Genomic DNA, 26,543 nt, shown 5'->3' with positions numbered 1-26,543 from the left:
CCGCAAGGGCGGGGAGACGTGCTTAGACATAATTCAACTTTTGTTTTGTTTTTATAAGGGAAAGTGGTCACCAGACGGCTGGATCGTCTTATTTTTTGTCGGATGTGTCCAGTGTCCCGTAGCGGAAGCGGGGCTTAGTCTCTGAGAGCCGAATCCCTCCAACAACAAAGAAAGGTGCCGCATGATCCCTAGAACCCTGTTCAGCCCCGAACACGAATTGTTCCGCGACAGCGTGCGAACTTTCCTCGAAAAAGAGGCCGTGCCGTATCACGCGCAGTGGGAGAAGCAGGGGCACATCGATCGCGCACTGTGGAACAAGGCGGGGGAGGCGGGGATGCTCTGTTCGCATCTGCCGGAAGAGTACGGCGGGCTGGGCGCGGATTTCCTCTACAGCACCGTGGTGATTGAAGAAGTCGGGCGCCTGGGACTGACCGGCATCGGCTTTTCCCTGCACTCGGATATCGTCGCGCCGTACATCCTGCATTACGGCAGCGAAGCGCTGAAGCACAAGTACCTGCCGAAACTGGTCTCAGGGGAAATGGTCACGGCGATCGCCATGACCGAGCCTGGCGCCGGTTCCGACCTGCAAGGGGTGAAAACCACGGCGGTGCTCGACGGTGACGAATATGTGATCAACGGCTCGAAAACCTTTATCACCAACGGCTTTCTGGCTGATCTGGTCATCGTGGTGGCCAAGACCGACCCGAAGGCCGGGGCCAAGGGCACCAGCCTGTTCCTGGTGGAGGCGAATACGCCGGGCTTCGAGAAAGGCAAGCGCCTGGAGAAGGTCGGCATGAAAGCGCAGGACACCTCCGAATTGTTCTTCCAGGACGTGCGCGTGCCGAAGGAGAACCTTCTCGGCCAGGCGGGGGCCGGATTTGCCTATCTGATGCAGGAGTTACCGCAAGAGCGCCTGACCGTGGCGATTGGCGGCCTGGCCTCGGCTGAGGCGGCGTTGCAATGGACGCTGGATTACACCCGCGATCGCAAGGCGTTCGGCAAGGCGATTGCCGATTTCCAGAACACCCGCTTCAAACTGGCCGAAATGGCTACAGAGATCCAGATCGGTCGGGTTTTTGTCGACCGCTGCCTGGAGCTGCATCTGCAAGGCAAACTCGATGTGCCGACGGCGGCGATGGCCAAATATTGGGGCACCGACCTGCAATGCAAAGTGCTCGACGAATGCGTGCAACTGCATGGCGGCTACGGCTTCATGTGGGAATACCCGGTGGCCCGGGCGTGGGCGGATGCGCGGGTGCAGCGGATTTATGCCGGCACCAATGAAATCATGAAAGAGATTATTGCGCGGTCGCTTTGATGATCGTTCCTACGCTCTGCGTGGGAATGCCGCCGGGGACGCTCCGCGTTCCGCTGTTGAGGTAATCCGACTGGCCTCTTCGCGAGCAGGCTCGCTCCCACAGGGGATCACCGTACCTGTGGGAGCGAGCCTGCTCGCGAAGCCTTTGGCGGTCAGTTACGGCGCGGGATTCGGATGATCCTTGTGAATCGCCTCGATCCCGGCCAGCACTTCATCGGACAGTTTCAGATCAAAACTGGCAATGTTGCTGTCCAGTTGCTCAAGCGTCGTTGCGCCAATGATGTTGCTGGTGACGAAGGGTTGCTGGGTCACGAAGGCCAGTGCCATTTGCGCCGGGTCCAGACCGTGTTCACGGGCCAATGCAACGTAACGGCTGCACGCCGCTTCGGATTGCGGGTTGAAATAGCGGCTGAAGCGGCTGTAGAGGCTCAGGCGTCCTTTCGGTGGTCGGGCGCCGCCTTCGTACTTGCCGGAGAGGAAGCCGAACGCCAGTGGCGAATAGGCGAGCAGGCCGCACTGTTCGCGGATGGCGATCTCGGCCAAGCCGACTTCGAAGCTGCGGTTGAGCAGGTTGTACGGGTTCTGGATCGACACTGCACGCGGCCAGCCACGGGCTTCGGCCAAAGCCAGAAAGCGCATGGTGCCCCACGGCGTCTCGTTGGACAGACCGATGTGGCGAATCTTGCCGGCCTTCACCTGTTCGTCGAGGGCTTCGAGGGTGTCTTCCAGCGGCGTCAGGTTGGCTTCGATCTTGTGCTTGTAGCCCAGCTGTCCGAAAAAGTTGGTGCTGCGTTCCGGCCAGTGCAGTTGATACAGATCGATGTAATCGGTCTGCAGGCGCTTGAGACTGCCGTCCAGCGCCTCGGTGATGTGCTGGCGGTTGTGGCGCAGGTTCTTGTCGCGGATGTAGTCGATGGTGTTGCCGGGGCCGGCGATCTTGCTGGCGAGGATCCAGTCGGCACGGTCACCGCGACTCTTGAAGTAATTGCCGATGTAGCGCTCGGTGGTGGCGTAGGTTTCGGCTTTGGGCGGCACCGGATACATTTCGGCAGTGTCGAGGAAATTGATCCCGGCTTCCTTGGCCCTTTCGATCTGGGCGAAGGCTTCAGCTTCAGTGTTTTGCTCGCCCCAGGTCATGGTGCCGAGGCAGATTGCACTCACGTTCAGATCGGTACGGCCTAGCTGGCGATAGTCCATCGGGTGCTCCTTGGGCAAAACAATCATAAAAGCAGGTTGAAAAATTTTTCGCAATCTGCATAATTGCCGACCTCTTTCTGCAGTGGAAGTGATGCGCCGCCGCCGAAGAATCTTGCCGTTGAACGGACGCGCCGACCCGAGCCCCCGAAAGCGTCTGTATCCGGCTGCCTTTGACTTGTCAAAGTACGCACTATTCAGTAAGATCCGCCGTCTTATTTACAGGCGGCCCCTGAGGCTATAAAGAATGAAAACTTTTACTGCTAAACCGGAAACAGTAAAGCGCGACTGGTTTGTCGTCGACGCTGCTGGTCAGACCCTGGGTCGTCTGGCCACCGAAATCGCGAGCCGTCTGCGTGGCAAGCACAAGCCTGAGTACACTCCTCACGTTGACACCGGCGACTACATCGTCGTCATCAACGCCGAGCAGATCCGTGTTACCGGCGCTAAAACCACTGACAAAATGTACTACTCCCACTCCGGTTTCCCGGGCGGCATCAAGTCGATCAACTTTGAAAAGCTGATCGCCAAAGCCCCTGAGCGCGTGATCGAGACCGCGGTTAAAGGCATGCTGCCTAAAAACCCACTGGGTCGCGACATGTACCGTAAGCTGAAAGTCTATGCGGGCGCTGCACACCCTCATACTGCTCAGCAGCCCCAAGAACTGAAGATTTAACGGAATAGTTCATTATGTCGGCGACTCAAAATTACGGCACTGGCCGTCGCAAGACCGCAACCGCACGCGTTTTCCTGCGTCCGGGTACTGGTAACATCTCCATCAACAACCGTTCGCTGGATAACTTCTTCGGCCGCGAAACTGCCCGCATGGTAGTTCGTCAGCCGCTGGAGCTGACCGAGACTGTCGAGAAGTTCGACATCTACGTCACCGTGATCGGCGGTGGTGTAAGTGGTCAGGCTGGCGCAATCCGCCACGGCATCACCCGCGCTCTGATGGACTACGACGAAACCCTGCGTAGCGCTCTGCGCAAAGCTGGCTTCGTTACCCGCGACGCCCGTGAAGTTGAACGTAAGAAAGTTGGTCTGCGTAAAGCGCGTAAGCGTCCGCAGTACTCGAAGCGTTAATTCCGCTTCCACGTTCAAAAAAGAACGCCCGCCTCCTCACGGAAGCGGGCGTTTTTTTATGCGTGCGATTTATCAAAGAATTGCGTTGTGACAACTTGCCACAGCCGTAGACCCCCTATACTCCAAGGCTTGAGGGGTTGATCCCCGGGGAATTAACCTTGTCAGAATTGGGGGTTTTCATTACCATTCGGGCAAAATTTTTATAAGTAACATTTGATTTATTTAGTAGACGCCTGATTTAACAGGCCAAAAAAGCTGATGGGAGAGGACTGAATGAGCAATGACGGCGTGAATGCAGGCCGGCGTCGCTTCCTGGTGGCAGCCACATCCGTGGTGGGTGCTGCAGGAGCGGTGGGGGCTGCGGTCCCGTTCGTGGGGTCATGGTTTCCCAGTGCCAAGGCGAAAGCTGCCGGTGCACCGGTGAAAGTGAATGTCAGCAAAATCGAGCCAGGCCAGCAGATGATTGCTGAATGGCGCGGCCAGCCGGTGTTCATTGTCCGCCGTACCGAGGAAATCCTGGGGAATCTCAAGAAGATCGAGGGTCAGCTCTCCGATCCGACCTCCAAAAACTCCACGCAACCCACTTATGTCGACCCGGAAGTACGCTCGATCAAGCCGGAGATTCTCCTGCTGATCGGGATCTGTACGCACCTGGGTTGCTCACCGACCTTCCGTCCCGAAGTGGCACCTGCGGATCTGGGCAAGGACTGGGTAGGCGGCTATTTCTGCCCGTGCCACGGTTCCCACTACGATCTGGCTGGCCGCGTCTACAAGTCGCAACCTGCGCCTTTGAACCTGCCAGTTCCCCCGCATTCCTATGAGACCGATGAGCTGATTGTCATTGGCGTCGATACGGAGAAAGCGTGATGAGCAAGTTCATGGATTGGGTTGATGCGCGCTTTCCCGCGACCAAAATGTGGGAAGACCATCTCAGCAAATATTACGCACCAAAAAACTTCAACTTCTTCTATTTCTTCGGCTCGCTGGCGCTGCTGGTGCTGGTCAACCAGATCGTTACCGGCGTCTGGCTGACGATGAGCTATACGCCGTCGGCAGAAGAGGCATTTGCTTCCGTCGAATACATCATGCGCGACGTCGAGTACGGTTCGATCCTGCGTCTGCTGCACTCGACCGGCGCTTCGGCGTTTTTCATCGTCGTCTATCTGCACATGTTCCGCGGCCTGCTCTACGGCTCGTACCAGAAGCCGCGCGAGCTGGTCTGGGTGTTCGGCATGCTGATCTACCTGGCGCTGATGGCCGAAGCGTTCATGGGTTACCTGCTGCCGTGGGGCCAGATGTCGTACTGGGGCGCCCAGGTGATCATCTCGCTGTTCGGTGCGATTCCGCTGATCGGCGATGACCTGACCCAGTGGATTCGTGGTGACTATCTGATCTCAGGAATCACCCTGAACCGCTTCTTCGCCTTGCACGTTGTTGCGCTGCCGATCGTGATTCTCGGTCTGGTGGTGTTGCACATTCTGGCGCTGCACGAAGTGGGCTCGAACAACCCTGACGGCGTCGATATCAAGAAGCACAAAGACGAAAACGGCATCCCGCTGGACGGCATCGCGTTCCACCCGTACTACACGGTGAAGGACATTGTCGGCGTCGTGGTGTTCCTGTTCATCTTCTGCTTCATTGTGTTCTTCTTCCCGGAAATGGGCGGCTACTTCCTCGAAAAACCAAACTTCGAGCCGGCTAACCCGTTCAAGACGCCTGAACATATTGCTCCGGTCTGGTACTTCACACCGTTCTACGCAATCCTGCGTGCGGTGCCGGACAAGCTAATGGGCGTTATCGCCATGGGTGCGGCGATTGCGGTGCTGTTCGTGCTGCCATGGCTGGATCGCAGCCCGGTGAGATCGATGCGCTACAAGGGCTGGATGAGCAAAATCTGGCTGGTGGTGTTCTGCATTTCTTTCGTGATTCTCGGCATCCTCGGCGTTCTTGCGCCGACGCCGGGGCGCACGTTGCTGTCGCAGGTCTGCACCTTCCTGTATTTCGCCTACTTCATTCTGATGCCGTTCTACACCCGGCTCGAGAAGACCAAACCGGTTCCGGAAAGGGTGACTGGCTGATGAAAAAGTTATTTCTTGCTCTGATTTTTACTGCGCTGCCTTCCCTGGCTTTTGCTGCCGGGGGCCATGGTCCGGAACTGGAAAGTGTCGATATCGACGTCTCCGACAAAGCCGCCCTGCAGGATGGTGCGCGGACCTTTGCCAACTATTGCATGGGGTGCCACAGCGCCAAGTTCCAGCGTTACGAGCGCGTTGCCGATGACCTCGGCATTCCGCACGAGTTGATGCTGGAGAAGCTGGTATTCACCGGTGCCAAGATTGGCGACCACATGAACATCGGCATGCAGCCGGCCGACGCCAAGACCTGGTTCGGCGCGGCGCCGCCGGACCTGACTCTGGTAGCGCGGGTACGCGGCACCGACTGGCTGTACGGTTACCTGAAGTCGTTCTACGAAGACCCGGCGCGTCCATGGGGCGTGAACAACAAGGTCTTCCCGAACGTCGGCATGCCTAACGTGCTGGTCGGCCTGCAAGGTCGGCAGGTCGTCGGCTGCAAGCAGGTGCAGATCGTCGAGGACGGCAAGAAGCAATACGATCCGCTGACCGGCACGCCGCTGACTCATGAAGCGTGTGATCAGTTGACCATCGTGCCGAAGTCCGGTGCTCTGAACGAAGAGCAGTTCGATGAGAAGGTCAAGAATCTGGTAACCTTCCTGGCTTACTCGGCTAACCCGGTTAAGCTGCAACATCAGCGCATCGGTACTTATGTCTTGCTGTACCTGGCGTTCTTCTTTGTGTTCGCCTACCTGCTCAAGCGTGAATACTGGAAAGACGTGCACTGATACGCTTCAAGCATTGCTGTTAATCGCGCGCGCCCAAGGGCGCCTCCGCTAAAGCAGGGTCTGCTCAGTCAGACCCTGCGGGAGGTGCTCTCTGGGCGCGCGCGTTTTTCCGGTTCCGACAAATTCAACAAGCGAGGAGGATCGCCATGGGCGTGACCAATCGGTTGGCCTGTTACTCCGACCCCGCCGACCACTATTCCCACCGAGTGCGCATCGTGCTTGCAGAGAAGGGTGTCAGCGCCGAAATCATCTACGTGGAAGCGGGCCGCCAGCCGCCTAAACTGATTGAGGTGAACCCTTACGGCAGTCTGCCGACGCTGGTCGATCGTGACCTGGCGTTGTGGGAGTCGACCGTGGTGATGGAGTATCTGGATGAGCGTTACCCGCACCCGCCGCTGATGCCGGTTTATCCGGTGGCGCGGGCCAACAGTCGTCTGCTGATCCACAGGATCCAGCGTGACTGGTGCGGGCTGGTGGATCTGATTCTGGATCCCAAGAGCAAAGAGGCTGCACGGGTCGTGGCGCGCAAGGAACTGCGCGAAAGCCTGACCGGCGTTTCGCCGCTGTTTGCCGACAAACCGTTCTTCCTCAGTGAGGAACAAAGTCTGGTGGATTGCTGCCTATTACCCATACTCTGGCGTTTGCCGATTCTGGGTATTGAACTGCCGCGGCCGGCCAAGCCGCTGCTTGATTATATGGAGCGTCAGTTTGCGCGTGAGGCTTTCCAGGCGAGTCTGTCTGGTGTCGAACGCGATATGCGCTAAGGCTTAAGGAGCCGCTATGAACTCCAGTCGACCTTATCTGGTCCGCGCGCTCTACGAGTGGATTGTGGATAACGATTGCACCCCGCACATGCTGGTCAACTCCGAGTACCCGGCGGTGCAGGTGCCACAGGGTTTTGCCAGTGACGGCCAGATCGTCCTGAACATCTCGCCGAGTGCCGTGCGTCATCTGCACATGGACAACGACGTGGTGACGTTCGAAGGCCGCTTCGGCGGTGTTCCGCACAGTCTCTACGTGCCGATCAGCGCGATCCTGGGCATCTACGCCCGGGAGAACGGCCAGGGCATGGTGTTTGACCTCGAGTTGCCGATGGACGACGAGGAAGACATTGATCCGGATGACGACTCGCCGCCACCGGGCAGCGAGCCGCCACGTCCGAGTGGCCGGCCAAGCTTGAAGGTTGTGAAATAAAAAAAGGCGATCCGGATGGATCGCCTTTTTTGTGCCTGCATTGGTCGTGTAGGAGCTGCCGGAGGCTGCGATCTTTTGATTTTTAAAAGCAAGATCAAAAGATCGCAGCCTCGATGCACTCGTCAGCTCCTGCACAACTCCTGCGTAATCAGGTCAGTCGATGTATTCGAACAGCTTCACGATCTTCTGCACACCGGACACACCCTGAACCAGATTGGTTGCCTGAGTGGCTTCCTGTTTGGTCAGCAGGCCCAGCAGATAGACGATGCCGTTCTCGGTCACGACTTTGATGCGCGAGCCAGGAATGCTGGCGTCGGTGAGCATCTGGGTCTTGATCTTGGTGGTCAGCCACGCGTCGTTCTGGCGCGCGAGCAGGGAGGACGGTTGCAGCACTTGCAGTTCGTTGTGCACCTTCTTCACGCGCTGGACGTTGGCGGCGGCCTGTTCGGCTTTGGCCTTGAGGTCTTCGCGCGGAGTCTGGCCGGCGAGCAGGACCACGCCGTTGAAGCTGGTGATGACAATGTGCGAGTCGTTGTCCAGTGCCGGATCGGCCTTGGCGATGTTCACGCCCGCTTTGGTTTCGATCAGCGAGTCGTCGATCTTGCTGCCGAAGGTGCGCGTGCCACGGTCGTCTTCGATCGGCGCTTCACGGCTGGCATTCACCACCGAGGTGCAGCCGCTGATGCCGAGGCACAGGGTCAAGGCCAGAAGGCCAAGGCGATTAGGGGTCATTCTTCACTCCCGAACAGTTGGCTGTCGATCAGATCGCAAAGGCAATGGATCGCCAGCAAGTGGACTTCCTGAATACGTGCAGTGACGTTGGCCGGTACGCGAATCTCGACGTCCTCGGGCAACAGCAGCGACGCCATGCCGCCGCCATCGCGTCCGGTCAAAGCTACGACAATCATTTCGCGATCATGTGCGGCCTGGATCGCTTGAATAATGTTCGCCGAGTTGCCGCTGGTCGAAATCGCCAGCAATACATCGCCCGGCTGGCCGAGGGCGCGGATCTGCTTGGAGAACACTTCGTTGTAGCTGTAATCGTTGGCGATCGAAGTGATCGTCGAAGTGTCGGTGGTCAGTGCTATTGCCGGCAGACTCGGACGCTCGCGCTCGAAGCGGTTGAGCAGCTCCGAAGAAAAATGCTGGGCATCGCCGGCCGAACCACCGTTGCCGCACGAGAGCATTTTGCCTTCGTTGAGCAGGGCGTTGACCATGATCTGGCTGGCTTGCTCGATGTGCGGTGCAAGTACGTCCATCGCCTGTTGCTTGGTGTCGATACTGGCCTGAAATAGCTGGCGAATTCGGGATTGCATGTCCATCTGTGTGACCTTAAGTGGCGCGGCTGTTCGGCACGTGAATGTGCAGCCGGCAAAGCAAAGAGCAAAATGTGTCGGACGAAAACGGGGCTGGGTGCAGGCAATCAACTGTCGAAAGCATTCTGCAACCAGTTCAGCTGATTCGGGTGGCTGTCGATTGCCACCACATCGAAGCGGCAGGGGGAATTGGCCCAACGCGACTCGCGCTGAAGAAAATACTGTGCTGCAAAGATCAGTTTCTGCTGCTTGCGCTCGTCGATACTGGCGAGCGCGCCACCCCATTGAGTGTTTTTTCTGTAGCGAACTTCAACGAATACTACTGTATCGCCATCAAGCATGACCAGATCAAGCTCGCCGCGTTTGCATAACCAGTTCTGCGCCAGCAGGCGCAGCCCTTGTTGTTGCAGATGTTCGAGCGCCTGGCGCTCGGCATCCTTGCCGCTTTGCGAGCGTGACCTGTCGGGCATCAGCGCGGGGTGTCCGGCAGACGCTGCACCTGACCGCTGACGAACTGTGCCCACGGCAACTGGCGCACAACGCGCTGGGTCTGGGTCATGCCGAGGCTGCCCGACTGACCTTCGATGCGGCTGTCCGGCAGGGCCTTGAGTTGACCCAGGCGCGGTGCCAGGCGATAGGCATCGGCGCCCATGGCGTACAGGCGACCGAGGCTGCCATTGGCTTGCGGCCATTGCGCAGCTACTTGCTGGCGCAGCGGATCGCTGGTTTCCAGCAGCCATGGGGTTTCGCAGAAGCGAATGCCGTTCATGTCGTTGTACTGATTGACGTCGCCGCTGGCGCTGTAGACGTGGGAGGTCGCGTAGACCGGCACGTCACCGGCGTACTGGAAATTCAGGGTCGGCTTGATCTGCTGGGCCTGTTGCGGCGTGGCGGCCAAGAAGATGAATTCGATGTCCTGACGACGCGAAGGCTGCGCGGCGACATTGGTGCCGGCAACATTCTGCAGGCTCTTGGCGCGAGCTTCGCTCTGACGCAGCTGGAACATGTCGGCGATCTGCTGGGCCAGTTGCACCGGCTGATCGACACGCTCGGTGGCAACGATGCTGCCGCCATTGGCTTGCCAGTCCTGGCTGAAGGCACGCAGGACGCGATCGCCCCATTCGCCCTTCGGCACCATGATCGCGGCGCGATGCAGGCCGTCGGCATGAGCGCGACGGGAAACTTCGCGAGCTTCGTCTTCAGCAGCGAGACCGAACTGGAACAACTGCGCCGGACCTTGTTCGCCTTCGCTGTAGTTCAGCGCCAGGGTGGTGATCGGCAGTTGCGGGCGAGTGCTCAGTTGCTTGACCAGTGGTTTTTCCAGCGGGCCGACTACCAGTTGCACGCCGTCAGCCTGAGCCTTGCGATAGAACTCGTCCATCGAGGTCAGCTTCGAGCTGTCGTAGAACTCGATGGCAGGTGGGTTCTGGCCGGCCTGTTGCGCCTGATAATGCGCGGCCATGAAGCCTTCACGCAGCGCTTTGCCGACCGACGCCAACTGGCCGTCCTGTGGCAGCAGCAGGGCGATTTTGCTCAGTGGCTGGCTGGCCAGTTCCTTGAGCTTGGTCAGCGGCAGCGGCAGGTTGATCGCCGCCGGGTGCTTTGGATTCTGCGCACGCCAGTTGTCGATCGCGGCTTGTTGCTGTTCCAGCGTGCCTGCGGTTTTCACCGCTTGCGCCAGTGCCATCCAGCCGCCGAGATCGTCGGTGTTGTTCGGTTGCAATTGATCGGTTGGCAGCGAAGCGATCAGGGTCCAGATCGCTTCGTGGTTCTTGCTCGCCGCTTCGCCTTCCAGCATCGGTGCAATGAACACACGCTCACGGGCAGCGGCCAGCGTCTGGCCATCGGCTTCAAGGGCGCGGGCGTGAACGGTGCCAGTGCGCACTTGCTGCTCTTCCGGCATTTCCCCGAGCTTCTGGAAGCTAGGATGGCTCAGGGCGGTCAGCGCAGCTTTCGGCTGATTGCGCGTCATGGCCAGTTCGGCGGAAAGCGTATTGGCGAAAATCTGCTGGCCTGGCTTGAGTTGCTCCACCGGCACTTGTTGCAGGATTTGCGCGGACTGGCCGGCATTGCCTTGGCGATAAGCCTGGTCTGCTGCGCTCAGGCGCAGCAGGGCGGCTTGTTCCGGGGTTTTAGCCTGGGCAGCCTGTTCGAGCAGTTGCTCGATGCTGGCGTCCGGAGTCCGTGGAAGTTCGCCAAGGCTGGAGGAAGGGGAGCTGGCACACGCGGCCAACAAGGCAGCGAGGCAGAGGGCAGTGAACAGCCGCAGGCAAGCGATCATGTAAGTGTTCCTGATACTCGATCAAATTAGCGTGGAATTGTACCCAAGCACTGGCCGGGGCGCGATGTTACTGGCGTGAATCGGTCAATTTAGCTGGAGTAAATGTTGCGGCAGCGCACAACCGGGCGAAAAACCGCACTCGGCGGGAGCGCATCGCAAGCCTCATGACGCGCTACAATGGCCGCTTTTACCGATCACGAGGTGTGCGCTTTGACTGCTCCAGGTCCTTTGAATTCCGCTGCTGGCTCGCTTTATGTGGTGGCGACGCCCATCGGCAACCTGGACGACATCAGCGCCCGGGCCTTGAAAATCCTGCGTGAAGTGGCGCTGATTGCAGCGGAAGACACCCGGCATTCGGCGCGCCTGATGCAGCACTTCGGCATCGGTACGCCGCTGGCCGCATGTCACGAACACAACGAACGGGATGAGGGTAGCCGCTTTATTACCCGATTGCTGGCGGGCGACAACGTCGCGCTGATCTCCGATGCCGGCACGCCGCTTATCTCCGATCCGGGTTATCACCTGGTGCGTCAGGCCCGTGCCGCCGGCATCAACGTGGTGCCGGTGCCGGGTGCCTGCGCTTTGATCGCGGCGCTGTCGGCGGCGGGATTGCCGTCCGACCGTTTTATCTTCGAAGGTTTCCTGCCGGCCAAGTCGGTCGGACGCAAAGCGCGTCTGGAAGCGGTTAAAGAAGAGCCGCGCACATTGATTTTCTATGAAGCGCCGCATCGCATTCTCGAATGCCTGCAGGATATGGAAGCAGTGTTTGGCGGCGAGCGTCAGGCTCTGCTGGCGCGGGAAATCACCAAAACCTTCGAAACCCTTAAAGGCCTGCCGCTCAGCGAGCTGCGTGCGTTCGTCGAGTCCGACAGCAATCAGCAGCGCGGTGAGTGCGTAGTGCTGGTGGCCGGCTGGACCGCGCCGGAGTCGGAGGACGCGGTCAGCAGCGAAGCCATGCGCATCCTCGATCTGCTATTGGAGGAAATGCCGCTCAAGCGCGCCGCCGCACTGGCAGCGCAAATCACCGGCGAGCGCAAAAACGTGCTGTATCAGGTCGCGCTGGATAAACAGAAAGGCGTGTAAGCCGTCGCCCATGGCGGTCTGGAGGGTTTTAGCGCTTGTTCTTCCGGCGCTCTGCCGTTAACCTTCGCGGCGGAGAGTCGATCGGACAGTCGCTGCCCTCTATGAAAATTAGGGGGGGGAGGAAAGTCCGGGCTCCATAGGGCGAAGTGCCAGGTAATGCCTGGGAGGCGTGAGCCTACGGAAAGTGCCACAGAAAATAACCGCCTAAGCGCGCAAGCGCCGGTAAGGGTGAAAAGGTGCGGTAAGAGCGCACCGCACGTCTGGCAACAGTTCGTGGCTAGGTAAACCCCACTTGGAGCAAGACCAAATAGGGTCCCAAGGCGTGGCCCGCGCTGGGACCGGGTAGGTTGCTAAAGATGTCCAGTGATGGCCATCGTAGACGAATGACTGTTCAAGACAGAACCCGGCTTACAGATCGACTCTCCACCTTTTTCTTTCCCTGCTTGAAACAAAGAAGACGTGGCTGTGTAATATCAGCCGGCCTGGTCTGAAACTTCGGCAGCGGCAAACGCGGTAATAGCCTTTTCCCACCCTGCTTCAATCAACAGCCGAAGCGCCTTTGTAATACCGAAAAAATCTTACTCTTAACAAACTACTTTAACTTTCGAGCGCAGCTTTCAGTGCTGCATCAAGTTATTGACCAAAACTTCACGTCAGATTCTCGTTGAGCCTCCTTTTACGTCGCTAAATCTCCGTTCTGTAAGGCTTTTCCTTTAATCCGCGCCTTGACGGTGTGGTGGGCGCATTCCTATAGTGTGCGCAAGTGGCGGAAAGTGGCATGAAGTGGGTTTTTTGAGCTCAAAACGATAAAAATTGGAGAAACGCTGACGTGTTTCGCGGAGCTAACGCTATCAGTCTCGATGCAAAGGGCCGTCTCGCCATGCCGAGCCGGTACCGTGACGAGCTCGATTCGCGCAGTTCCGGCCAATTGATCGTGACCATTGATGCCGTTGATCCATGCCTGTGTGTCTATCCGCTCGATGAGTGGGAAATTATTGAAACCAAGTTGCGCGCACTCCCTTCGCTTCGCGAAGAGAATCGTCGCCTGCAACGTTTATTGATTGGTAATGCCGTCGACCTCGAACTCGATGGCAGTGGTCGTTTCCTGGTTCCGCCGCGTTTGCGCGAATACGCCAAGCTCGATAAGCGCGCGATGCTGGTCGGCCAACTGAACAAGTTCCAATTGTGGGACGAGGATGCATGGAATGCGGTATCTGCCGCTGACCTTGCTGCTATTCAACAACCGGGCGCGATGCCTGATGAACTGCGTGATTTGATCCTGTGACTATTGATAGCGGCTTTAACCACATCACCGTACTGCTTGACGAAGCCGTCGAGGCTCTCGCCGTACGTCCTGATGGCTGCTATCTGGACGGCACGTTCGGGCGCGGCGGGCACAGTCGGTTGATCCTCAGCCAGCTCGGGCCGGACGGTCGACTCATCGGATTCGACAAGGATCCTCAAGCGATTGCCACCGGGCAAACGCTAGCGGCCGAAGACGGCCGCTTTGTCGTTGTGCAGCGCAGCTTTGCCGAGCTCGGTTCGGTGGTTGCCGAGCAAGGCCTGACCGGCAAGGTCAGCGGCATTCTGCTCGACCTCGGTGTGTCTTCGCCGCAGCTCGATGACGCCGAGCGCGGCTTCAGTTTCCTCAATGACGGGCCGCTGGACATGCGCATGGACCCGTCCCGTGGCATCAGCGCTGCCGAATTCGTCAACACCGCGCCTGTGGAAGAAATCGCCCGGGTGTTCAAGGAATACGGCGAAGAACGTTTCTCCGGGCGTATGGCCCGTGCCGTTGCCGAGCGTCGTGACATCAAGCCGTTCGAGCGCACCGCCGATCTGGCCGAAGTGCTGAAAGTCGCCAACCCGGCGTGGGAAAAGGGCAAGAACCCGGCCACCCGCGCGTTCCAGGGGTTGCGCATTCACGTCAATAACGAACTCGGCGATCTGGAAGCCGGTCTCGACGCCGCGCTGGAAGCGCTGGAAGTTGGCGGCCGTCTGGTGGTGATCAGCTTCCACTCGCTGGAAGACCGCATCGTCAAACTGTTCATGCGCAAGCTGGTGAAAGGCGAAGCCGACAACCTGCCGCGCAACCTGCCGGTTCGCCACGTCGCCTTCGAACCGAAAATCAAAATCCACGGCAAAGCGCAGACGGCCTCCGACGCCGAACTCAAAGCCAACCCACGTTCCCGTAGCGCCGTCATGCGTGTCGCGGAGAAGTTGCGGTGAGCAAGCTTTTCGCCAAACCACTGCCCGGCGGCAGCTTTCTGATGCTGCTGCTGTTTATCGGCGTGCTGTTTTCGGCCATTGCCGTGTCGTACAGCGCGCACTGGAACCGGCAGTTGCTCAACACCCTTTATAACGAACTGAGCGTGCGCGACAAGGCGCAGGCCGAGTGGGGCCGCTTGATTCTCGAGCAGAGCACCTGGACTGCGCACAGCCGCATCGAAGTGCTGGCCACCGAACAACTGAAGATGCACATACCTGGCGCGGCTGACGTGAAGATGGTGGCGCCATGATGAAACTCGAAGGCGCGCTGTTCCCATGGCGCTTCCGCCTGATGGTGGCGCTGCTCGGTCTGATGGTCGCGGCGATCTGCTGGCGCATCATCGACCTGCAAGTGGTCGACCGTGACTTCCTCAAAGGGCAGGGCGATGCGCGCAGCCTGCGGCATATTCCGATTCCGGCGCACCGTGGCCTGATCACCGACCGTAATGGCGAGCCTCTGGCGGTCAGTACGCCGGTGACTACGCTGTGGGCCAATGCCAAGGAAATGCAGTCGGCCAAAGAGAAGTGGCCGGCGCTCGCCGCTGCGCTGGGCCAGAACCCGAAAGCCCTGAGCGAACGCCTCGAAGCCCAGGCCAACAAAGAATTCATTTATCTGGTGCGCGGGCTGACCCCCGAGCAGGGTCAGGCTGTGCTCGATCTGAAAGTGCCGGGCGTCTATGGCATCGAAGAATTCCGCCGCTTCTACCCGGCCGGTGAAGTCACCGCGCACATGGTCGGCTTTACCGACATCGACGATCACGGTCGCGAAGGCGTCGAGCTGGCCTATGACGAATGGCTGGCCGGGGTGCCGGGCAAACGACAAGTCATCAAGGATCGCCGTGGCCGGTTGATCAAGGATGTTCAAGTCACCAAGAACGCCAAGGCCGGCAAGCCCTTGGCGTTGTCGATTGACCTGCGTCTGCAATACCTGGCCAACCGCGAACTGCGCAACGCGATCATCGAGAACGGCGCCAAGGCCGGCAGTCTGGTGATCATGGACGTGAAGACCGGCGAGATCCTGGCCATGGTCAACCAGCCGACCTACAACCCGAACAACCGTCGCAACCTGCAACCGGCGATGATGCGCAACCGCGCCATGATCGACGTGTTCGAGCCGGGTTCGACCATGAAAGCGATTTCCATGAGCGCGGCGATCGAAACCGGTCGCTGGAAACCGAGCGACACCGTCGAGGTGTATCCGGGCTCGTTGCAGATCGGCAAATACACCATCAAAGACGTGTCGAAGACCGAAGGGCCAGTGCTCGATCTGACCGGCATCCTGATCAATTCCAGTAACGTCGGCATGAGCAAGGTCGCCTTCGATATCGGCGGCGAAACCATTTTCCGTCTCGCGCAGAAAGTCGGCCTCGGTCAGGACACCGGCCTGGGCTTCCCCGGCGAGCGTGTCGGCAATCTGCCCAACTACCGCGAATGGCGCAAGGCTGAAACTGCAACCTTGTCTTACGGCTACGGTATTTCCGTGACCGCGATCCAGTTGGTGCACGCGTTCTCGGCACTGGCCAACAACGGTCGTCTCGCGCCACTGACCCTGATCAAAACCGACAAGATGCCGCAGACCACCCAAGTGCTGCCGGAAGCCGTGGCGAAAACCATGCAGGGCATGTTGCAGCAGGTAATCGAAGCGCCGCGCGGCGTGTTCCGTGCGCAGGTGCCGGCTTATCACGTCGGCGGCAAGTCGGGTACCGCGCGCAAGACCTCGGTCGGCACCAAGGGCTACGCAGAAAATTCCTACCGTTCGCTGTTCGCCGGCTTCGGCCCGATGAGCGATCCGCGTTACGCCATTGTTGTGGTGATTGATGAGCCAACCAAGGCCGGTTACTTCGGTGGTCTGGTGTCGGCGCCAGTGTTCAGCCGTGTGATGTCCGGCACCCTGCGCCTGATGAACGTGACCCCGGACAACCTGCCGACCACCCAACAGGCCAACGCCACCCCGGTCGTTCCGCTGAAAGCCAATGGAGGGCGCGGCTGATGTCATTAAGTCTGAACAAGATATTCCCCCACGCCGGCCACGATCTGTTGATCCGTGAACTGGCGCTGGACAGCCGCAACGTGCGCGCCGGCGACTTGTTTCTCGCCGTGCCCGGCGGCCGTTTCGATGGCCGTGCGCATATCGCCGATGCCTTGCAACGCGGCGCGGCTGCCGTGGCTTATGAAGTCGAAGGCGCCACCGTGCTGCCGATCACTGACGTGCCGCTGATTCCGGTCAAAGGTCTGGCGGCGCAACTTTCGGACATTGCCGGGCGTTTTTACGGTGAGCCGAGTCATCACCTGAACCTGATCGGCGTCACTGGCACCAACGGCAAGACCAGCGTGACCCAACTGGTTGCGCAGGCACTTGATCTGCTCGGCCAGCATTGCGGCATCGTCGGTACGCTGGGTTCCGGTTTCTACGGCGCGCTGGAAAGCGGCCTGCACACCACGCCGAACCCGATTGCCGTGCAAGCGACCCTGGGTGATCTGAAAAAGGCCGGCGCGAAAGCCGTGGCCATGGAAGTGTCGTCCCACGGTCTGGATCAGGGCCGGGTCACCGCGCTGGCGTTCGATGTGGCGGTGATGACCAACCTGTCCCGCGATCACCTGGATTATCACGGCACCATGCAGGCGTACGCCGAGGCCAAGGCCCGGCTGTTCGCCTGGAATGACCTGAAGTGCCGCGTGGTCAACCTCGACGACGATTTCGGCCTGCAACTGGCGGCGGAAAAGCGCGAGTCGCGTTTGATCACCTACAGCCTGCTCGACAGCAGTGCCTACCTGTTCTGCCGCGAAGCGCAGTTCGACGACCATGGTGTACGCGCCACGCTGGTCACGCCGCAGGGCGAGCATCACCTGCGCAGTACGCTGCTTGGTCGTTTCAACCTGAGTAACGTGCTGGCCGCAGTCGGCGCCTTGCTCGGTCTGGATTACGCCCTCGACGAAATTCTCAAGGTGCTGCCGAAGCTCGAAGGCCCGGCCGGTCGCATGCAGCGTCTGGGTGGTGGCACGCAGCCGTTGGTGGTGGTCGATTACGCCCACACCCCGGATGCACTGGAAAAAGTTCTCACAGCACTGCGCCCGCACGTAAAAGGCCAATTGCTGTGCCTGTTCGGCTGCGGCGGTGATCGCGATCGCGGCAAACGTCCGTTGATGGCCGAAGTGGTCGAGCGTCTGGCTGACCAAGTGTTGGTCACCGACGACAACCCGCGCACTGAAGATCCGGCAGTGATCTTCGACGACATCCGCGCCGGTTTCACCGCTGTGGATAAAGTCACTTTCGTCGCCGGTCGCGGCCAGGCCATCGCGCAACTTATCGCCGGCGCGACCGCTGACGACGTGATTGTTCTCGCCGGCAAAGGTCACGAGGACTATCAGGAAATCAACGGCGTGCGCCATGCCTTTTCCGATCTGGTCGAGGCTGATCATGCTCTGACCGCGTGGGAGGTGGCCCATGCTTAAGGCCCTGACACTCAGTGAACTGACCAACGCCCTCGAAGCCCGTTTGATCGGCGCTGACGCGAGTTTCGACGGCGTCAGCATCGACAGTCGTGCGATCCAGCCCGGCCAGTTGTTCATCGCCCTGACCGGCCCGCGTTTCGACGGTCATGATTATCTGAACGACGTTGCCGGCAAAGGCGCCGTAGCGGCACTGGTCGAGCGTGAAGTCGCCGACAGCGCGTTGCCGCAATTGCTGGTCAAGGACACCCGTCAGGCGCTGGGCCAACTCGGCGCGTTGAACCGTGCTGCGTTCACCCAGCCAGTGGCGGCGGTGACCGGTTCCAGTGGCAAGACCACGGTCAAGGAAATGCTCGCGAGCATCCTGCGCACGCGCGGTCCGGTGCTGGCGACCCGTGGCAATCTGAACAACGACCTCGGCGTGCCGCTGACCCTGATCGAACTGGCGCCGGAACACACCTCGGCTGTCATCGAACTGGGCGCTTCACGTCTGGGCGAGATCGCTTACACCGTCGGCCTGACCAAGCCGCACGTAGCGATCCTGAACAACGCCGGCACCGCTCACGTCGGTGAGTTCGGCGGTCCGGAAAAAATCGTCGAAGCCAAAGGTGAAATCATCGAAGGCCTGGCCGCCGATGGCATCGCCGTGCTCAACCTCGATGACAAGGCTTTCGGTATCTGGAAGACCCGCGCTGCCGGTCGTCAGGTGCTGACCTTCGCCCTGAGCAACAGCGAGGCGAATTTCCACGCCAGCGATCTGGCCACTGATGCCCGCGGTTGCCCGGCGTTCAACCTGCACACCCCTGAAGGTAGCGAGCGCGTGCAACTGAACCTGCTCGGTACCCATAACGTCGCCAATGCCCTGGCTGCCGCCGCTGCTGCCCACGCCTTGGGCGTGTCGCTGTTCGGCATCGCCACCGGGCTGGGCGCGGTGCAACCGGTCAAGGGGCGCACCGTCGCGCAACTGGCGAAAAACGGCATGCGCGTGATCGATGACACCTACAACGCAAACCCCACCTCGATGTGCGCGGCCGTTGATATACTCGCCGGCTTTTCCGGCCGCACCGTCCTGGTGCTCGGGGATATCGGCGAGTTGGGCGACTGGGCGGAGCAGGGGCACCGCGACGTGGGCGAGTACGCCCGAGGCAAGGTTTCCGCGCTTTACGCGGTCGGGCCGAACATGGTCCACGCGGTAAACGCTTTCGGTGAGCAGGCGCAGCACTTCGGCACACAGGCCGAGCTGATCCAGGCCCTCGCCGCCGAGCAGGACACAAACACCACCATTTTGATCAAGGGTTCGCGCAGTGCAGCGATGGAAAACATCGTTGCGGCTCTGTGCGGGTCCAGTCTGGAGAAACATTAATGCTGCTGCTGCTAGCGGAGTATCTGCAACAGTTCTACAAAGGCTTCGCGGTCTTCCAGTACCTGACCCTGCGCGGGATTCTCGGTGTGCTGACCGCGCTGGTCTTGTCGCTGTGCTATGGCCCGTGGATGATCCGTACTCTGCAGAACCGTCAGATCGGCCAATCGGTGCGCAACGACGGCCCGCAATCGCACCTGTCCAAATCCGGCACGCCGACCATGGGTGGCGCGCTGATTCTGTCGTCGATCGGCGTCAGCACCTTGCTTTGGGCTGACCTGAGCAACCGCTACGTCTGGACTGTTTTGTTGGTGACTCTGTTGTTCGGCGCCATCGGCTGGGTCGACGATTACCGCAAAGTGATCGAGAAGAACTCCCGTGGCCTGCCGAGCCGCTGGAAGTATTTCTGGCAGTCGGTGTTCGGCCTCGGCGCTGCGATCTTCCTTTATATGACTGCCGCGACGCCGGTGGAAACGACCTTGATCCTGCCGATGCTCAAGGACTACAGCATTCCGCTGGGCGCCGGTTTCATCGTGCTGACCTACTTCGTGATTGTCGGTTCGAGCAACGCGGTCAACCTGACTGACGGCCTCGACGGCCTGGCGATCATGCCAACCGTGATGGTCGGCGGCGGCCTGGGGATTTTCTGCTACCTGTCGGGCAACGTGAAATTCGCCGAATATCTGCTGATTCCTTACGTGCCGGGCGCGGGCGAGCTGATCGTGTTCTGCGGCGCGCTGATCGGTGCCGGCCTCGGTTTCCTCTGGTTCAACACTTATCCAGCGCAAGTGTTCATGGGCGACGTCGGTGCCCTGGCACTCGGCGCAGCACTGGGCACCATCGCCGTGATCGTCCGTCAGGAAATCGTCCTGTTCATCATGGGCGGCGTGTTCGTGATGGAAACCCTGTCAGTGGTCATTCAGGTTGCCTCCTTTAAGCTGACCGGTCGCCGCGTGTTCCGCATGGCGCCGATCCACCACCACTTTGAACTCAAGGGCTGGCCCGAGCCGCGCGTGATCGTCCGTTTCTGGATCATCACCGTGATTCTCGTCCTGGTCGGCCTTGCCACCCTGAAGCTGAGGTAGAACGAGTGTCTCTGATCGCTTCTGACCACTTCCGCATCGTTGTCGGCCTCGGCAAGAGCGGCATGTCCCTGGTTCGCTTCCTGGCGAACCGGGGCACGTCGTTTGCTGTGGCCGACACGCGGGAAAATCCACCGGAACTGGCCACGCTCAAGCGTGACTATCCGCACGTGGAAGTGCGTTGTGGCGAGCTGGACGTCGAATTCCTCTGCCGTGCCGACGAGCTCTACGTGAGCCCCGGCCTGGCGCTGGCGACCCCGGCCCTGCAAGCCGCAGCAGCCCGTGGCGTGAAAATGTCCGGCGACATCGAGTTGTTCGCGCGTAACGCGCGGGCGCCGATCGTCGCGATCACCGGTTCCAACGCGAAAAGCACCGTCACTACTCTGGTCGGCGAGATGGCGGCTGCGGCCGGCAAGCGCGTCGCCGTTGGCGGCAACCTAGGCACGCCGGCGCTGGATCTGCTCAGCGACGATGTCGAGTTGTACGTCATGGAGTTGTCGAGTTTCCAGCTGGAAACCACCGACCAGCTCAACGCCGAAGTCGCCACCGTACTGAACATCAGCGAAGACCACATGGATCGCTACAGCGGTCTGCCGGCCTATCACCTGGCCAAGCACCGGATCTTCCGGGGCGCGAAGCAGTTTGTGGTCAACCGTCAGGATGCCCTGAGCCGTCCATTGATCGGTGAAGGTCAGCCATGCTGGACCTTTGGCCTGAGCAAACCGGATTTCAAAGCGTTCGGCATTCGCGAAGAAGACGGCGAGAAGTACCTCTCCTTCGAATTCCAGAACCTGATGCCCGTGCGTGAACTGAAGATTCGCGGTGCGCATAACCAGTCCAACGCGCTCGCCGCATTGGCACTGGGTCACGCTGTGGGTCTGCCGTTCGACGCCATGCTCGCGGCGCTGCGCACGTTTGCCGGGCTCGAACACCGCTGCCAGTGGGTGCGCGATCTCGATGGCGTGGCCTATTACAACGATTCCAAAGCCACCAACGTTGGCGCCGCTCTGGCGGCCATCGAAGGCCTCGGTGCGGACATCGACGGCAAGGTCATTCTGATCGCCGGCGGTGACGGCAAAGGCGCCGAATTCAACGATCTGCGCGATCCGGTGGCGGCCAACTGCCGCGCCGTGGTGCTGATGGGGCGTGACTCCGACAAGATCGGCGAGGCCATTGGCGATGCCGTGCCGCTGATCCGCGCGACCTCGCTGGTCGACGCCGTCGCGCAATGCCGCGCAGCTGCCCAGCCGGGTGACGTGGTGCTGCTGTCTCCGGCCTGCGCCAGTTTCGACATGTTCAAGAATTACGAAGACCGTGGTCACCAGTTCGTCCGCGCTGTGGAGGAACTGGCATGAACTTGAGAAACATCATCAAGCCGTACCCGTCGCCGCTGATCACCGGGCGTGGCATCGACCTCGACTTCCCGATGCTCGCCGGTTGCCTGGCGCTGCTCGGCCTGGGCCTGATCATGATCGCTTCGGCGTCCACCGAAGTGGCGGCGGCGCAGTCGGGCAGTCCGCTGTATTACATGATTCGCCACCTTATCTATGTGGTGCTGGGTCTGGGCGCGTGCATTGTCACCATGATGATCCCGATCGCCACTTGGCAGCGCCTCGGCTGGATGATGCTGATCGGTGCGTTCGGCCTGTTGGTGATGGTGATCATCCCCGGCATCGGCCGCGAAGTGAACGGTTCGATGCGCTGGATCGGTTTCAGCTTCTTCAACGTGCAGCCGTCGGAAATCGCCAAGGTGTTCGTGGTGATCTACCTCGCCGGTTATCTGGTGCGCCGGCAGAAAGAAGTGCGCGAGAGCTGGATGGGCTTCTTCAAGCCGTTCATCGTGCTGCTGCCGATGGCGGGTCTGTTGCTGATGGAACCGGACTTCGGTGCCACCGTAGTCATGATGGGCGCGGCGGCGGCGATGCTGTTTCTTGGCGGGGTCGGACTGTTCCGCTTCTCGCTGATGGTAGTGCTGGCGGTTGGCGCGGTGGTTTTGCTGATCCAGATGCAGCCCTATCGAATGGCGCGTCTGACCAACTTCGCCGACCCGTGGGCCGACCAGTTCGGCGCCGGTTATCAGCTGTCGCAGGCCTTGATCGCTTTCGGTCGCGGCGAGTGGCTGGGCGTCGGCCTGGGCAACAGCGTGCAGAAACAGTTTTATCTGCCGGAAGCGCATACCGACTTCGTGTTCTCGGTGCTCGCCGAAGAACTCGGTGCAGTCGGTTCGCTGTGCACCGTCGCGCTGTTCGTGTTCGTGTGTATTCGCGGCATGTACATCGGCCTGTGGGCGGAGAAGGCCAAGCAGTTCTTTGCCGCTTACGTGGCTTACGGCTTGTCGTTCCTGTGGATTGGTCAGTTCCTGATCAACATCGGTGTGAACGTCGGCCTGCTGCCAACCAAGGGTCTGACCTTGCCGTTCCTCAGTTACGGCGGCAGCTCGCTGGTGATCTGCTGCGCCTGTCTGGGCCTGTTGCTGCGCATCGAGTGGGAGAGTCGGACCCACCTGGGCAGCGAAGAGATGGAATTCCAAGAGAGCGACTTCGCCGAGGAGCCGACTCATGGGCGCTAACGTATTGATCATGGCCGGCGGTACCGGCGGCCACGTGTTCCCGGCGCTGGCCTGTGCCCGCGAGTTTCAGGCGCGCGGCTACACCGTGCACTGGCTCGGCACGCCACGCGGGATCGAAAACGAACTGGTTCCGGCGGCAGGGCTTGAACTGCACCGGATCAACGCCAGCGGTCTGCGCGGCAAGGGCAAGCTGTCGCTGCTCAAGGCGCCGCTGATGCTGCTGAAATCGGTGTGGCAGGCGCGGGCGATCATGCGCCGCCTGAAACCGGTGTGCGTGGTTGGCTTTGGCGGATATGTGACCGGCCCTGGTGGTCTTGCCGCGAAACTGGCTGGCGTGCCGGTGATCGTTCACGAGCAGAACGCTGTCGCCGGCACCGCCAATCGGTTGCTGGTGCCGTTCGCCGCCCGAGTGTGTGAAGCGTTCCCCGACACCTTTACTCTGTCGGACAGCCGCCGTACCACCGGTAATCCGGTGCGCAGCGAGCTGTTCCTCGACACATCGCGACCGGCGCTGGCCGGGCGCAAAGCGCGTTTGCTGATCCTTGGTGGCAGCCTGGGCGCAGAACCGTTGAACAAATTGCTGCCTGAAGCCCTGGCCCAAGTCGCTGCCGACCTGCGCCCGGAAGTGTTTCATCAGGCCGGTAAAAACCACGATGAAGTGACTGCCGAGCGTTACCGCGCCGTGGGTGTGGAAGCGCAGGTGCAGCCGTTCATCAAAGACATGGCCCAGGCCTATGGCTGGGCTGACCTGGTGGTGTGCCGCGCTGGCGCGTTGACCATCAGTGAGCTGGCGGCCGCCGGTCTGCCCTCGATGCTGGTGCCCTTGCCCCACGCGATCGACGATCACCAGACCCGCAACGCCGATTATTTGGCCCGCGAAGGCGCTGCCTTCCTGATGCCGCAAAGAACGACTGGTGCCGCGGATCTTGCCGCGCGCCTGACAGAGGTCTTGATGCAACCGCAACGACTTGAAGCAATGGCCCAAGCGGCCCGCCGACTGGCCAAACCCGATGCCACCCGTAGCGTGGTCGATACCTGTCTGGAGGTGGCCCATGGTTGAGAATCAGAAAGCCATGCCACAACCGGAAATGCGCCGCATCCGTCGCATCCACTTCGTCGGCATCGGCGGCGTGGGCATGTGCGGTATCGCTGAAGTGTTGTTGAACCTGGGCTATCAAGTCTCCGGTTCCGACCTGAAAGCCTCGCCGGTCACCGAGCGCCTGGAAACCTTCGGCGCGCAGATCTTCATCGGTCACCGTGCCGAGAACGCCGCTACCGCCGACGTGCTGGTGGTGTCGAGCGCGGTAAACACGTCCAACCCGGAAGTGGCGACTGCCCTTGAGCGCCGCATTCCAGTGGTGCCGCGTGCAGAAATGCTCGCCGAGCTGATGCGCTATCGCCACGGCATCGCCGTCGCCGGTACCCACGGCAAAACCACCACCACCAGCCTGATCGCTTCGGTGTTCGCGGCCGGTGGTCTGGACCCGACATTCGTGATCGGTGGTCGCCTCAATGCAGCGGGCACCAATGCCCAGCTCGGCACCAGCCGTTACCTGATTGCCGAAGCCGACGAAAGCGATGCGAGCTTCCTGCATCTGCAGCCGCTGGTGGCCGTGGTCACCAACATCGACGCCGACCACATGGCGACCTACGACGGTGACTTCAACAAACTGAAGAAAACCTTCGTCGAGTTCCTGCACAACCTGCCGTTCTACGGTTTGGCGGTGATGTGCCTGGACGATCCGGTGGTGCGCGAAATCCTGCCGCTGGTCAAGCGTCCGACCGTGACCTACGGCTTCAGCGAAGACGCCGATGTGCGCGCGATCAATGTCCGTCAGCAGGGCATGCAGACCTTCTTCACCGTCTTGCGCCCGGATCGCGAGCCGCTGGATGTGTCGGTGAACATGCCCGGCAACCACAACGTGCTCAACTCGCTGGCGACCATCTGCATCGCCACCGACGAAGGCGTCAGCGATGAAGCCATCGTTCAGGGCCTGTCAGGCTTCCAGGGCGTCGGTCGACGCTTTCAGGTCTACGGCGAGCTGCCGGTGGACGGCGGCAACGTGATGCTGGTCGACGACTACGGTCACCACCCGACCGAAGTTGCTGCCGTGATCAAAGCCGTGCGCGGTGGCTGGCCGGAGCGTCGTCTGGTGATGGTCTACCAGCCGCACCGCTACAGCCGCACCCGTGATCTGTACGACGACTTCGTCAATGTACTGGCCGACGCCAACGTGCTGCTGCTGATGGAAGTCTATCCGGCCGGCGAAGAGCCGATCCCTGGCGCCGACAGCCGCAAGCTGTGCAACAGCATCCGCCAGCGCGGTCAGCTCGACCCGATCTACATCGAGCGGGGCGTTGACCTGGCGCCGTTGGTCAAGCCGCTGCTGCGCGCCGGCGACATTCTGCTGTGCCAGGGCGCTGGTGATATCGGCGGTCTCGCGCCGAAGCTGTTGAAAAGTGAATTGTTCGCCGGCGCCGTGGCGGCGCCGGTCGAGGGGAAGTTGAAATGACTGCTGCCTACGCCAAGCTGTTCTCCACCATCGCGCCGAAAGACTTCGGCCGCGTCGCCGTGCTCTTCGGCGGCCTGAGTGCCGAGCGTGAGGTTTCGCTGAAATCCGGCAATGCTGTGCTCGAGGCGCTGCAAAGCGCTGGCGTCGATGCGTTCGGCATCGATGTGGGCGAAGACTTCCTGCAGCGTCTGCTCAGCGAAAAGATCGACCGCGCGTTCATCATTCTCCACGGTCGCGGCGGTGAAGACGGCAGCATGCAGGGCCTGCTCGAGTGCGCCGGCATCCCGTACACCGGCAGCGGCATTCTTGCTTCCGCACTGGCGATGGACAAACTGCGCACCAAGCAGGTCTGGCACAGTCTCGGGATTCCGACGCCGCGTCACGCCGTGCTGTGCAGCGAAGCCGATTGTATTTCCGCAGCGACGGAACTGGGCCTGCCTTTGATCGTCAAACCGGCGCATGAAGGTTCAAGTATCGGGATGGCCAAAGTGAATTCTGCGTCCGAGTTGATCGACGCATGGAAAGCGGCCAGTACCTACGATTCGCAAGTCTTGGTTGAGCAATGGATTCAAGGTCCGGAGTTCACCATCGCCACCCTGCGTGACCAGGTGTTGCCTCCAATCGCCCTGGGTACACCGCACACATTTTACGACTACGACGCCAAGTACATCGCCAACGATACCCAGTACCGCATTCCGTGCGGGCTGGACGCGGCCAAGGAACAGGAACTCATGGAACTCACGGCCAAGGCCTGTGAGGCGCTGGGTATCGCCGGTTGGGGTCGGGCGGACGTGATGCAGGACGCCGACGGGCAGTTCTGGTTCCTCGAAGTCAATACCGCACCGGGCATGACCGATCACAGCCTGGTGCCGATGGCGGCGCGGGCTGCCGGTCTGGATTTCCAGCAACTGGTTCTGGCCATTCTGGCCGCCAGCGTTGAAGACGCAGGCGCAACAGAGGCGCGAGGTTAAG

General features: G+C 60.5%; 26 protein-coding genes and 1 other RNA gene. 22 read left to right on the top strand and 5 right to left on the bottom strand.

Annotation, left to right across the window (positions count from 1 at the left end; translation table 11 throughout):
• The first annotated feature begins 181 nt into the window (after positions 1 to 181).
• On the top strand, positions 182 to 1,318 hold the full coding sequence (locus AB9L16_RS21250) for an acyl-CoA dehydrogenase family protein (protein WP_056790227.1): 1,137 nt from the start codon (positions 182 to 184) through the stop codon (positions 1,316 to 1,318).
• A 156-nt stretch (positions 1,319 to 1,474) separates the two neighbouring features.
• Here AB9L16_RS21250 and AB9L16_RS21245 read toward each other — a convergent pair whose 3' ends face one another.
• Positions 1,475 to 2,515, bottom strand: coding sequence for an NADP(H)-dependent aldo-keto reductase (locus AB9L16_RS21245; protein WP_039761359.1), 1,041 nt, complete (start codon positions 2,513 to 2,515; stop codon positions 1,475 to 1,477).
• 244 nt (positions 2,516 to 2,759) lie between these two features.
• Between AB9L16_RS21245 and rplM the strand changes: the two genes are divergently transcribed.
• The 7 genes from rplM (at position 2,760) to AB9L16_RS21210 (ending at position 7,649) form a co-directional block, all read left to right on the top strand.
• Positions 2,760 to 3,188 (top strand): 50S ribosomal protein L13, encoded by a 429-nt coding sequence (gene rplM / locus AB9L16_RS21240; protein ID WP_003228062.1) that lies wholly within the window; start codon positions 2,760 to 2,762, stop codon positions 3,186 to 3,188.
• Positions 3,189 to 3,202: 14 nt separating this feature from the next.
• Positions 3,203 to 3,595, top strand: a complete 393-nt coding sequence (rpsI, locus tag AB9L16_RS21235; RefSeq protein ID WP_003228056.1) for a 30S ribosomal protein S9 — start codon at positions 3,203 to 3,205, stop codon at positions 3,593 to 3,595.
• 273 nt (positions 3,596 to 3,868) lie between these two features.
• Positions 3,869 to 4,462: a ubiquinol-cytochrome c reductase iron-sulfur subunit gene (petA, locus tag AB9L16_RS21230; RefSeq protein ID WP_041479967.1), complete on the top strand. Its 594-nt coding sequence runs from the start codon at positions 3,869 to 3,871 to the stop codon at positions 4,460 to 4,462.
• On the top strand, positions 4,462 to 5,673 hold the full coding sequence (locus AB9L16_RS21225; protein WP_016773261.1) for a cytochrome bc complex cytochrome b subunit: 1,212 nt from the start codon (positions 4,462 to 4,464) through the stop codon (positions 5,671 to 5,673). Before petA ends, AB9L16_RS21225 begins: the two co-directional genes overlap by 1 nt.
• Positions 5,673 to 6,455 (top strand): cytochrome c1, encoded by a 783-nt coding sequence (locus tag AB9L16_RS21220; RefSeq protein WP_016773262.1) that lies wholly within the window; start codon positions 5,673 to 5,675, stop codon positions 6,453 to 6,455. Before AB9L16_RS21225 ends, AB9L16_RS21220 begins: the two co-directional genes overlap by 1 nt.
• 146 nt (positions 6,456 to 6,601) lie before the next feature.
• A complete protein-coding gene (locus tag AB9L16_RS21215; RefSeq protein WP_007961620.1) occupies positions 6,602 to 7,219 on the top strand; it encodes a glutathione S-transferase N-terminal domain-containing protein in 618 nt (205 codons plus the stop codon).
• 16 nt (positions 7,220 to 7,235) lie between these two features.
• Positions 7,236 to 7,649, top strand: coding sequence for a ClpXP protease specificity-enhancing factor (locus tag AB9L16_RS21210; protein WP_016773263.1), 414 nt, complete (start codon positions 7,236 to 7,238; stop codon positions 7,647 to 7,649).
• Between the two features lie 153 nt (positions 7,650 to 7,802).
• Here the strand turns inward: AB9L16_RS21210 and AB9L16_RS21205 are convergent, their stop codons facing one another.
• The 4 genes from AB9L16_RS21205 to AB9L16_RS21190 form a co-directional block, all read right to left on the bottom strand.
• Positions 7,803 to 8,381, bottom strand: coding sequence for a BON domain-containing protein (locus AB9L16_RS21205; RefSeq protein ID WP_024014250.1), 579 nt, complete (start codon positions 8,379 to 8,381; stop codon positions 7,803 to 7,805).
• The gene (locus AB9L16_RS21200; protein ID WP_008082788.1) at positions 8,378 to 8,971 is read right to left on the bottom strand and encodes a phosphoheptose isomerase; all 594 of its coding nucleotides are present in this window, start codon (positions 8,969 to 8,971) and stop codon (positions 8,378 to 8,380) included. Before AB9L16_RS21200 ends, AB9L16_RS21205 begins: the two co-directional genes overlap by 4 nt.
• Before the next feature lie 101 nt (positions 8,972 to 9,072).
• On the bottom strand, positions 9,073 to 9,435 hold the full coding sequence (locus AB9L16_RS21195) for a YraN family protein (RefSeq protein ID WP_016773265.1): 363 nt from the start codon (positions 9,433 to 9,435) through the stop codon (positions 9,073 to 9,075).
• Positions 9,435 to 11,246, bottom strand: coding sequence for a penicillin-binding protein activator (locus AB9L16_RS21190; RefSeq protein WP_375122670.1), 1,812 nt, complete (start codon positions 11,244 to 11,246; stop codon positions 9,435 to 9,437). The genes AB9L16_RS21195 and AB9L16_RS21190 overlap by 1 nt, the downstream gene beginning before the upstream one ends.
• A gap of 177 nt (positions 11,247 to 11,423) precedes the next feature.
• Between AB9L16_RS21190 and rsmI the strand changes: the two genes are divergently transcribed.
• From rsmI to AB9L16_RS21120, 14 genes are all read left to right on the top strand, one after another.
• Positions 11,424 to 12,329, top strand: a complete 906-nt coding sequence (gene rsmI, locus AB9L16_RS21185; protein WP_016773267.1) for a 16S rRNA (cytidine(1402)-2'-O)-methyltransferase — start codon at positions 11,424 to 11,426, stop codon at positions 12,327 to 12,329.
• A gap of 73 nt (positions 12,330 to 12,402) precedes the next feature.
• Positions 12,403 to 12,756, top strand: an RNA gene (gene rnpB / locus AB9L16_RS21180) — RNase P RNA component class A.
• Between the two features lie 402 nt (positions 12,757 to 13,158).
• On the top strand, positions 13,159 to 13,614 hold the full coding sequence (gene mraZ / locus AB9L16_RS21175) for a division/cell wall cluster transcriptional repressor MraZ (RefSeq protein ID WP_007917012.1): 456 nt from the start codon (positions 13,159 to 13,161) through the stop codon (positions 13,612 to 13,614).
• Positions 13,611 to 14,558 carry a 16S rRNA (cytosine(1402)-N(4))-methyltransferase RsmH gene (rsmH, locus tag AB9L16_RS21170; protein WP_024014247.1) on the top strand — a complete coding sequence of 316 codons (948 nt, stop codon included), beginning with the start codon at positions 13,611 to 13,613 and terminating at the stop codon, positions 14,556 to 14,558. The genes mraZ and rsmH overlap by 4 nt, the downstream gene beginning before the upstream one ends.
• On the top strand, positions 14,555 to 14,848 hold the full coding sequence (gene ftsL, locus AB9L16_RS21165; protein ID WP_016773269.1) for a cell division protein FtsL: 294 nt from the start codon (positions 14,555 to 14,557) through the stop codon (positions 14,846 to 14,848). Before rsmH ends, ftsL begins: the two co-directional genes overlap by 4 nt.
• Positions 14,848 to 16,587 carry a penicillin-binding protein 2 gene (locus AB9L16_RS21160; protein ID WP_174823877.1) on the top strand — a complete coding sequence of 580 codons (1,740 nt, stop codon included), beginning with the start codon at positions 14,848 to 14,850 and terminating at the stop codon, positions 16,585 to 16,587. The genes ftsL and AB9L16_RS21160 overlap by 1 nt, the downstream gene beginning before the upstream one ends.
• Entirely contained in the window at positions 16,587 to 18,050 is a 1,464-nt protein-coding gene (locus tag AB9L16_RS21155) for a UDP-N-acetylmuramoyl-L-alanyl-D-glutamate--2,6-diaminopimelate ligase (RefSeq protein ID WP_375122669.1), read from the top strand. The genes AB9L16_RS21160 and AB9L16_RS21155 overlap by 1 nt, the downstream gene beginning before the upstream one ends.
• On the top strand, positions 18,043 to 19,410 hold the full coding sequence (gene murF / locus AB9L16_RS21150; protein WP_024014246.1) for a UDP-N-acetylmuramoyl-tripeptide--D-alanyl-D-alanine ligase: 1,368 nt from the start codon (positions 18,043 to 18,045) through the stop codon (positions 19,408 to 19,410). The genes AB9L16_RS21155 and murF overlap by 8 nt, the downstream gene beginning before the upstream one ends.
• Positions 19,410 to 20,492, top strand: a complete 1,083-nt coding sequence (gene mraY / locus AB9L16_RS21145) for a phospho-N-acetylmuramoyl-pentapeptide-transferase (protein ID WP_046026697.1) — start codon at positions 19,410 to 19,412, stop codon at positions 20,490 to 20,492. The genes murF and mraY overlap by 1 nt, the downstream gene beginning before the upstream one ends.
• A gap of 5 nt (positions 20,493 to 20,497) precedes the next feature.
• Positions 20,498 to 21,844, top strand: a complete 1,347-nt coding sequence (murD, locus tag AB9L16_RS21140; protein ID WP_375122668.1) for a UDP-N-acetylmuramoyl-L-alanine--D-glutamate ligase — start codon at positions 20,498 to 20,500, stop codon at positions 21,842 to 21,844.
• Positions 21,841 to 23,058, top strand: a complete 1,218-nt coding sequence (gene ftsW, locus AB9L16_RS21135) for a putative lipid II flippase FtsW (RefSeq protein ID WP_016773276.1) — start codon at positions 21,841 to 21,843, stop codon at positions 23,056 to 23,058. Before murD ends, ftsW begins: the two co-directional genes overlap by 4 nt.
• Positions 23,048 to 24,118 carry an undecaprenyldiphospho-muramoylpentapeptide beta-N-acetylglucosaminyltransferase gene (gene murG, locus AB9L16_RS21130; protein ID WP_016773277.1) on the top strand — a complete coding sequence of 357 codons (1,071 nt, stop codon included), beginning with the start codon at positions 23,048 to 23,050 and terminating at the stop codon, positions 24,116 to 24,118. Before ftsW ends, murG begins: the two co-directional genes overlap by 11 nt.
• Complete coding sequence (gene murC / locus AB9L16_RS21125) at positions 24,111 to 25,571, top strand: UDP-N-acetylmuramate--L-alanine ligase (RefSeq protein ID WP_024014243.1); 1,461 nt, start codon at positions 24,111 to 24,113, stop codon at positions 25,569 to 25,571. The genes murG and murC overlap by 8 nt, the downstream gene beginning before the upstream one ends.
• Positions 25,568 to 26,542, top strand: a complete 975-nt coding sequence (locus AB9L16_RS21120; protein WP_016773280.1) for a D-alanine--D-alanine ligase — start codon at positions 25,568 to 25,570, stop codon at positions 26,540 to 26,542. Before murC ends, AB9L16_RS21120 begins: the two co-directional genes overlap by 4 nt.
• Position 26,543 lies beyond the last annotated feature (1 nt).

The organism is Pseudomonas sp. LW8 (assembly GCF_041956865.1).
Classification (GTDB): domain Bacteria; phylum Pseudomonadota; class Gammaproteobacteria; order Pseudomonadales; family Pseudomonadaceae; genus Aquipseudomonas; species Aquipseudomonas siliginis.
Note: the sequence above shows the minus strand (reverse complement) of the source record. Positions and strands in the feature narration are given on the sequence as shown.

Bases quoted from the DNA above. Each gene is read 5' to 3' on its own strand.
- murG (WP_016773277.1), top strand. From the start codon at position 23,048: ATGGGCGCTAACGTATTGATCATGGCCGGCGGTACCGGCGGCCACGTG.
- AB9L16_RS21225 (WP_016773261.1), top strand. From the start codon at position 4,462: ATGAGCAAGTTCATGGATTGGGTTGATGCGCGCTTTCCCGCGACCAAA.
- rpsI (WP_003228056.1), top strand. From the start codon at position 3,203: ATGTCGGCGACTCAAAATTACGGCACTGGCCGTCGCAAGACCGCAACC.
- rsmI (WP_016773267.1), top strand. From the start codon at position 11,424: ATGGCCGCTTTTACCGATCACGAGGTGTGCGCTTTGACTGCTCCAGGT.
- AB9L16_RS21220 (WP_016773262.1), top strand. From the start codon at position 5,673: ATGAAAAAGTTATTTCTTGCTCTGATTTTTACTGCGCTGCCTTCCCTG.
- rplM (WP_003228062.1), top strand. From the start codon at position 2,760: ATGAAAACTTTTACTGCTAAACCGGAAACAGTAAAGCGCGACTGGTTT.
- AB9L16_RS21120 (WP_016773280.1), top strand. From the start codon at position 25,568: ATGACTGCTGCCTACGCCAAGCTGTTCTCCACCATCGCGCCGAAAGAC.
- AB9L16_RS21195 (WP_016773265.1), bottom strand. From the start codon at position 9,435: ATGCCCGACAGGTCACGCTCGCAAAGCGGCAAGGATGCCGAGCGCCAG.
- AB9L16_RS21205 (WP_024014250.1), bottom strand. From the start codon at position 8,381: ATGACCCCTAATCGCCTTGGCCTTCTGGCCTTGACCCTGTGCCTCGGC.
- AB9L16_RS21160 (WP_174823877.1), top strand. From the start codon at position 14,848: ATGAAACTCGAAGGCGCGCTGTTCCCATGGCGCTTCCGCCTGATGGTG.
- AB9L16_RS21155 (WP_375122669.1), top strand. From the start codon at position 16,587: ATGTCATTAAGTCTGAACAAGATATTCCCCCACGCCGGCCACGATCTG.
- petA (WP_041479967.1), top strand. From the start codon at position 3,869: ATGAGCAATGACGGCGTGAATGCAGGCCGGCGTCGCTTCCTGGTGGCA.
- murC (WP_024014243.1), top strand. From the start codon at position 24,111: ATGGTTGAGAATCAGAAAGCCATGCCACAACCGGAAATGCGCCGCATC.
- AB9L16_RS21200 (WP_008082788.1), bottom strand. From the start codon at position 8,971: ATGGACATGCAATCCCGAATTCGCCAGCTATTTCAGGCCAGTATCGAC.
- AB9L16_RS21245 (WP_039761359.1), bottom strand. From the start codon at position 2,515: ATGGACTATCGCCAGCTAGGCCGTACCGATCTGAACGTGAGTGCAATC.
- murF (WP_024014246.1), top strand. From the start codon at position 18,043: ATGCTTAAGGCCCTGACACTCAGTGAACTGACCAACGCCCTCGAAGCC.
- mraY (WP_046026697.1), top strand. From the start codon at position 19,410: ATGCTGCTGCTGCTAGCGGAGTATCTGCAACAGTTCTACAAAGGCTTC.
- AB9L16_RS21210 (WP_016773263.1), top strand. From the start codon at position 7,236: ATGAACTCCAGTCGACCTTATCTGGTCCGCGCGCTCTACGAGTGGATT.
- AB9L16_RS21250 (WP_056790227.1), top strand. From the start codon at position 182: ATGATCCCTAGAACCCTGTTCAGCCCCGAACACGAATTGTTCCGCGAC.
- ftsW (WP_016773276.1), top strand. From the start codon at position 21,841: ATGAACTTGAGAAACATCATCAAGCCGTACCCGTCGCCGCTGATCACC.
- AB9L16_RS21215 (WP_007961620.1), top strand. From the start codon at position 6,602: ATGGGCGTGACCAATCGGTTGGCCTGTTACTCCGACCCCGCCGACCAC.
- AB9L16_RS21190 (WP_375122670.1), bottom strand. From the start codon at position 11,246: ATGATCGCTTGCCTGCGGCTGTTCACTGCCCTCTGCCTCGCTGCCTTG.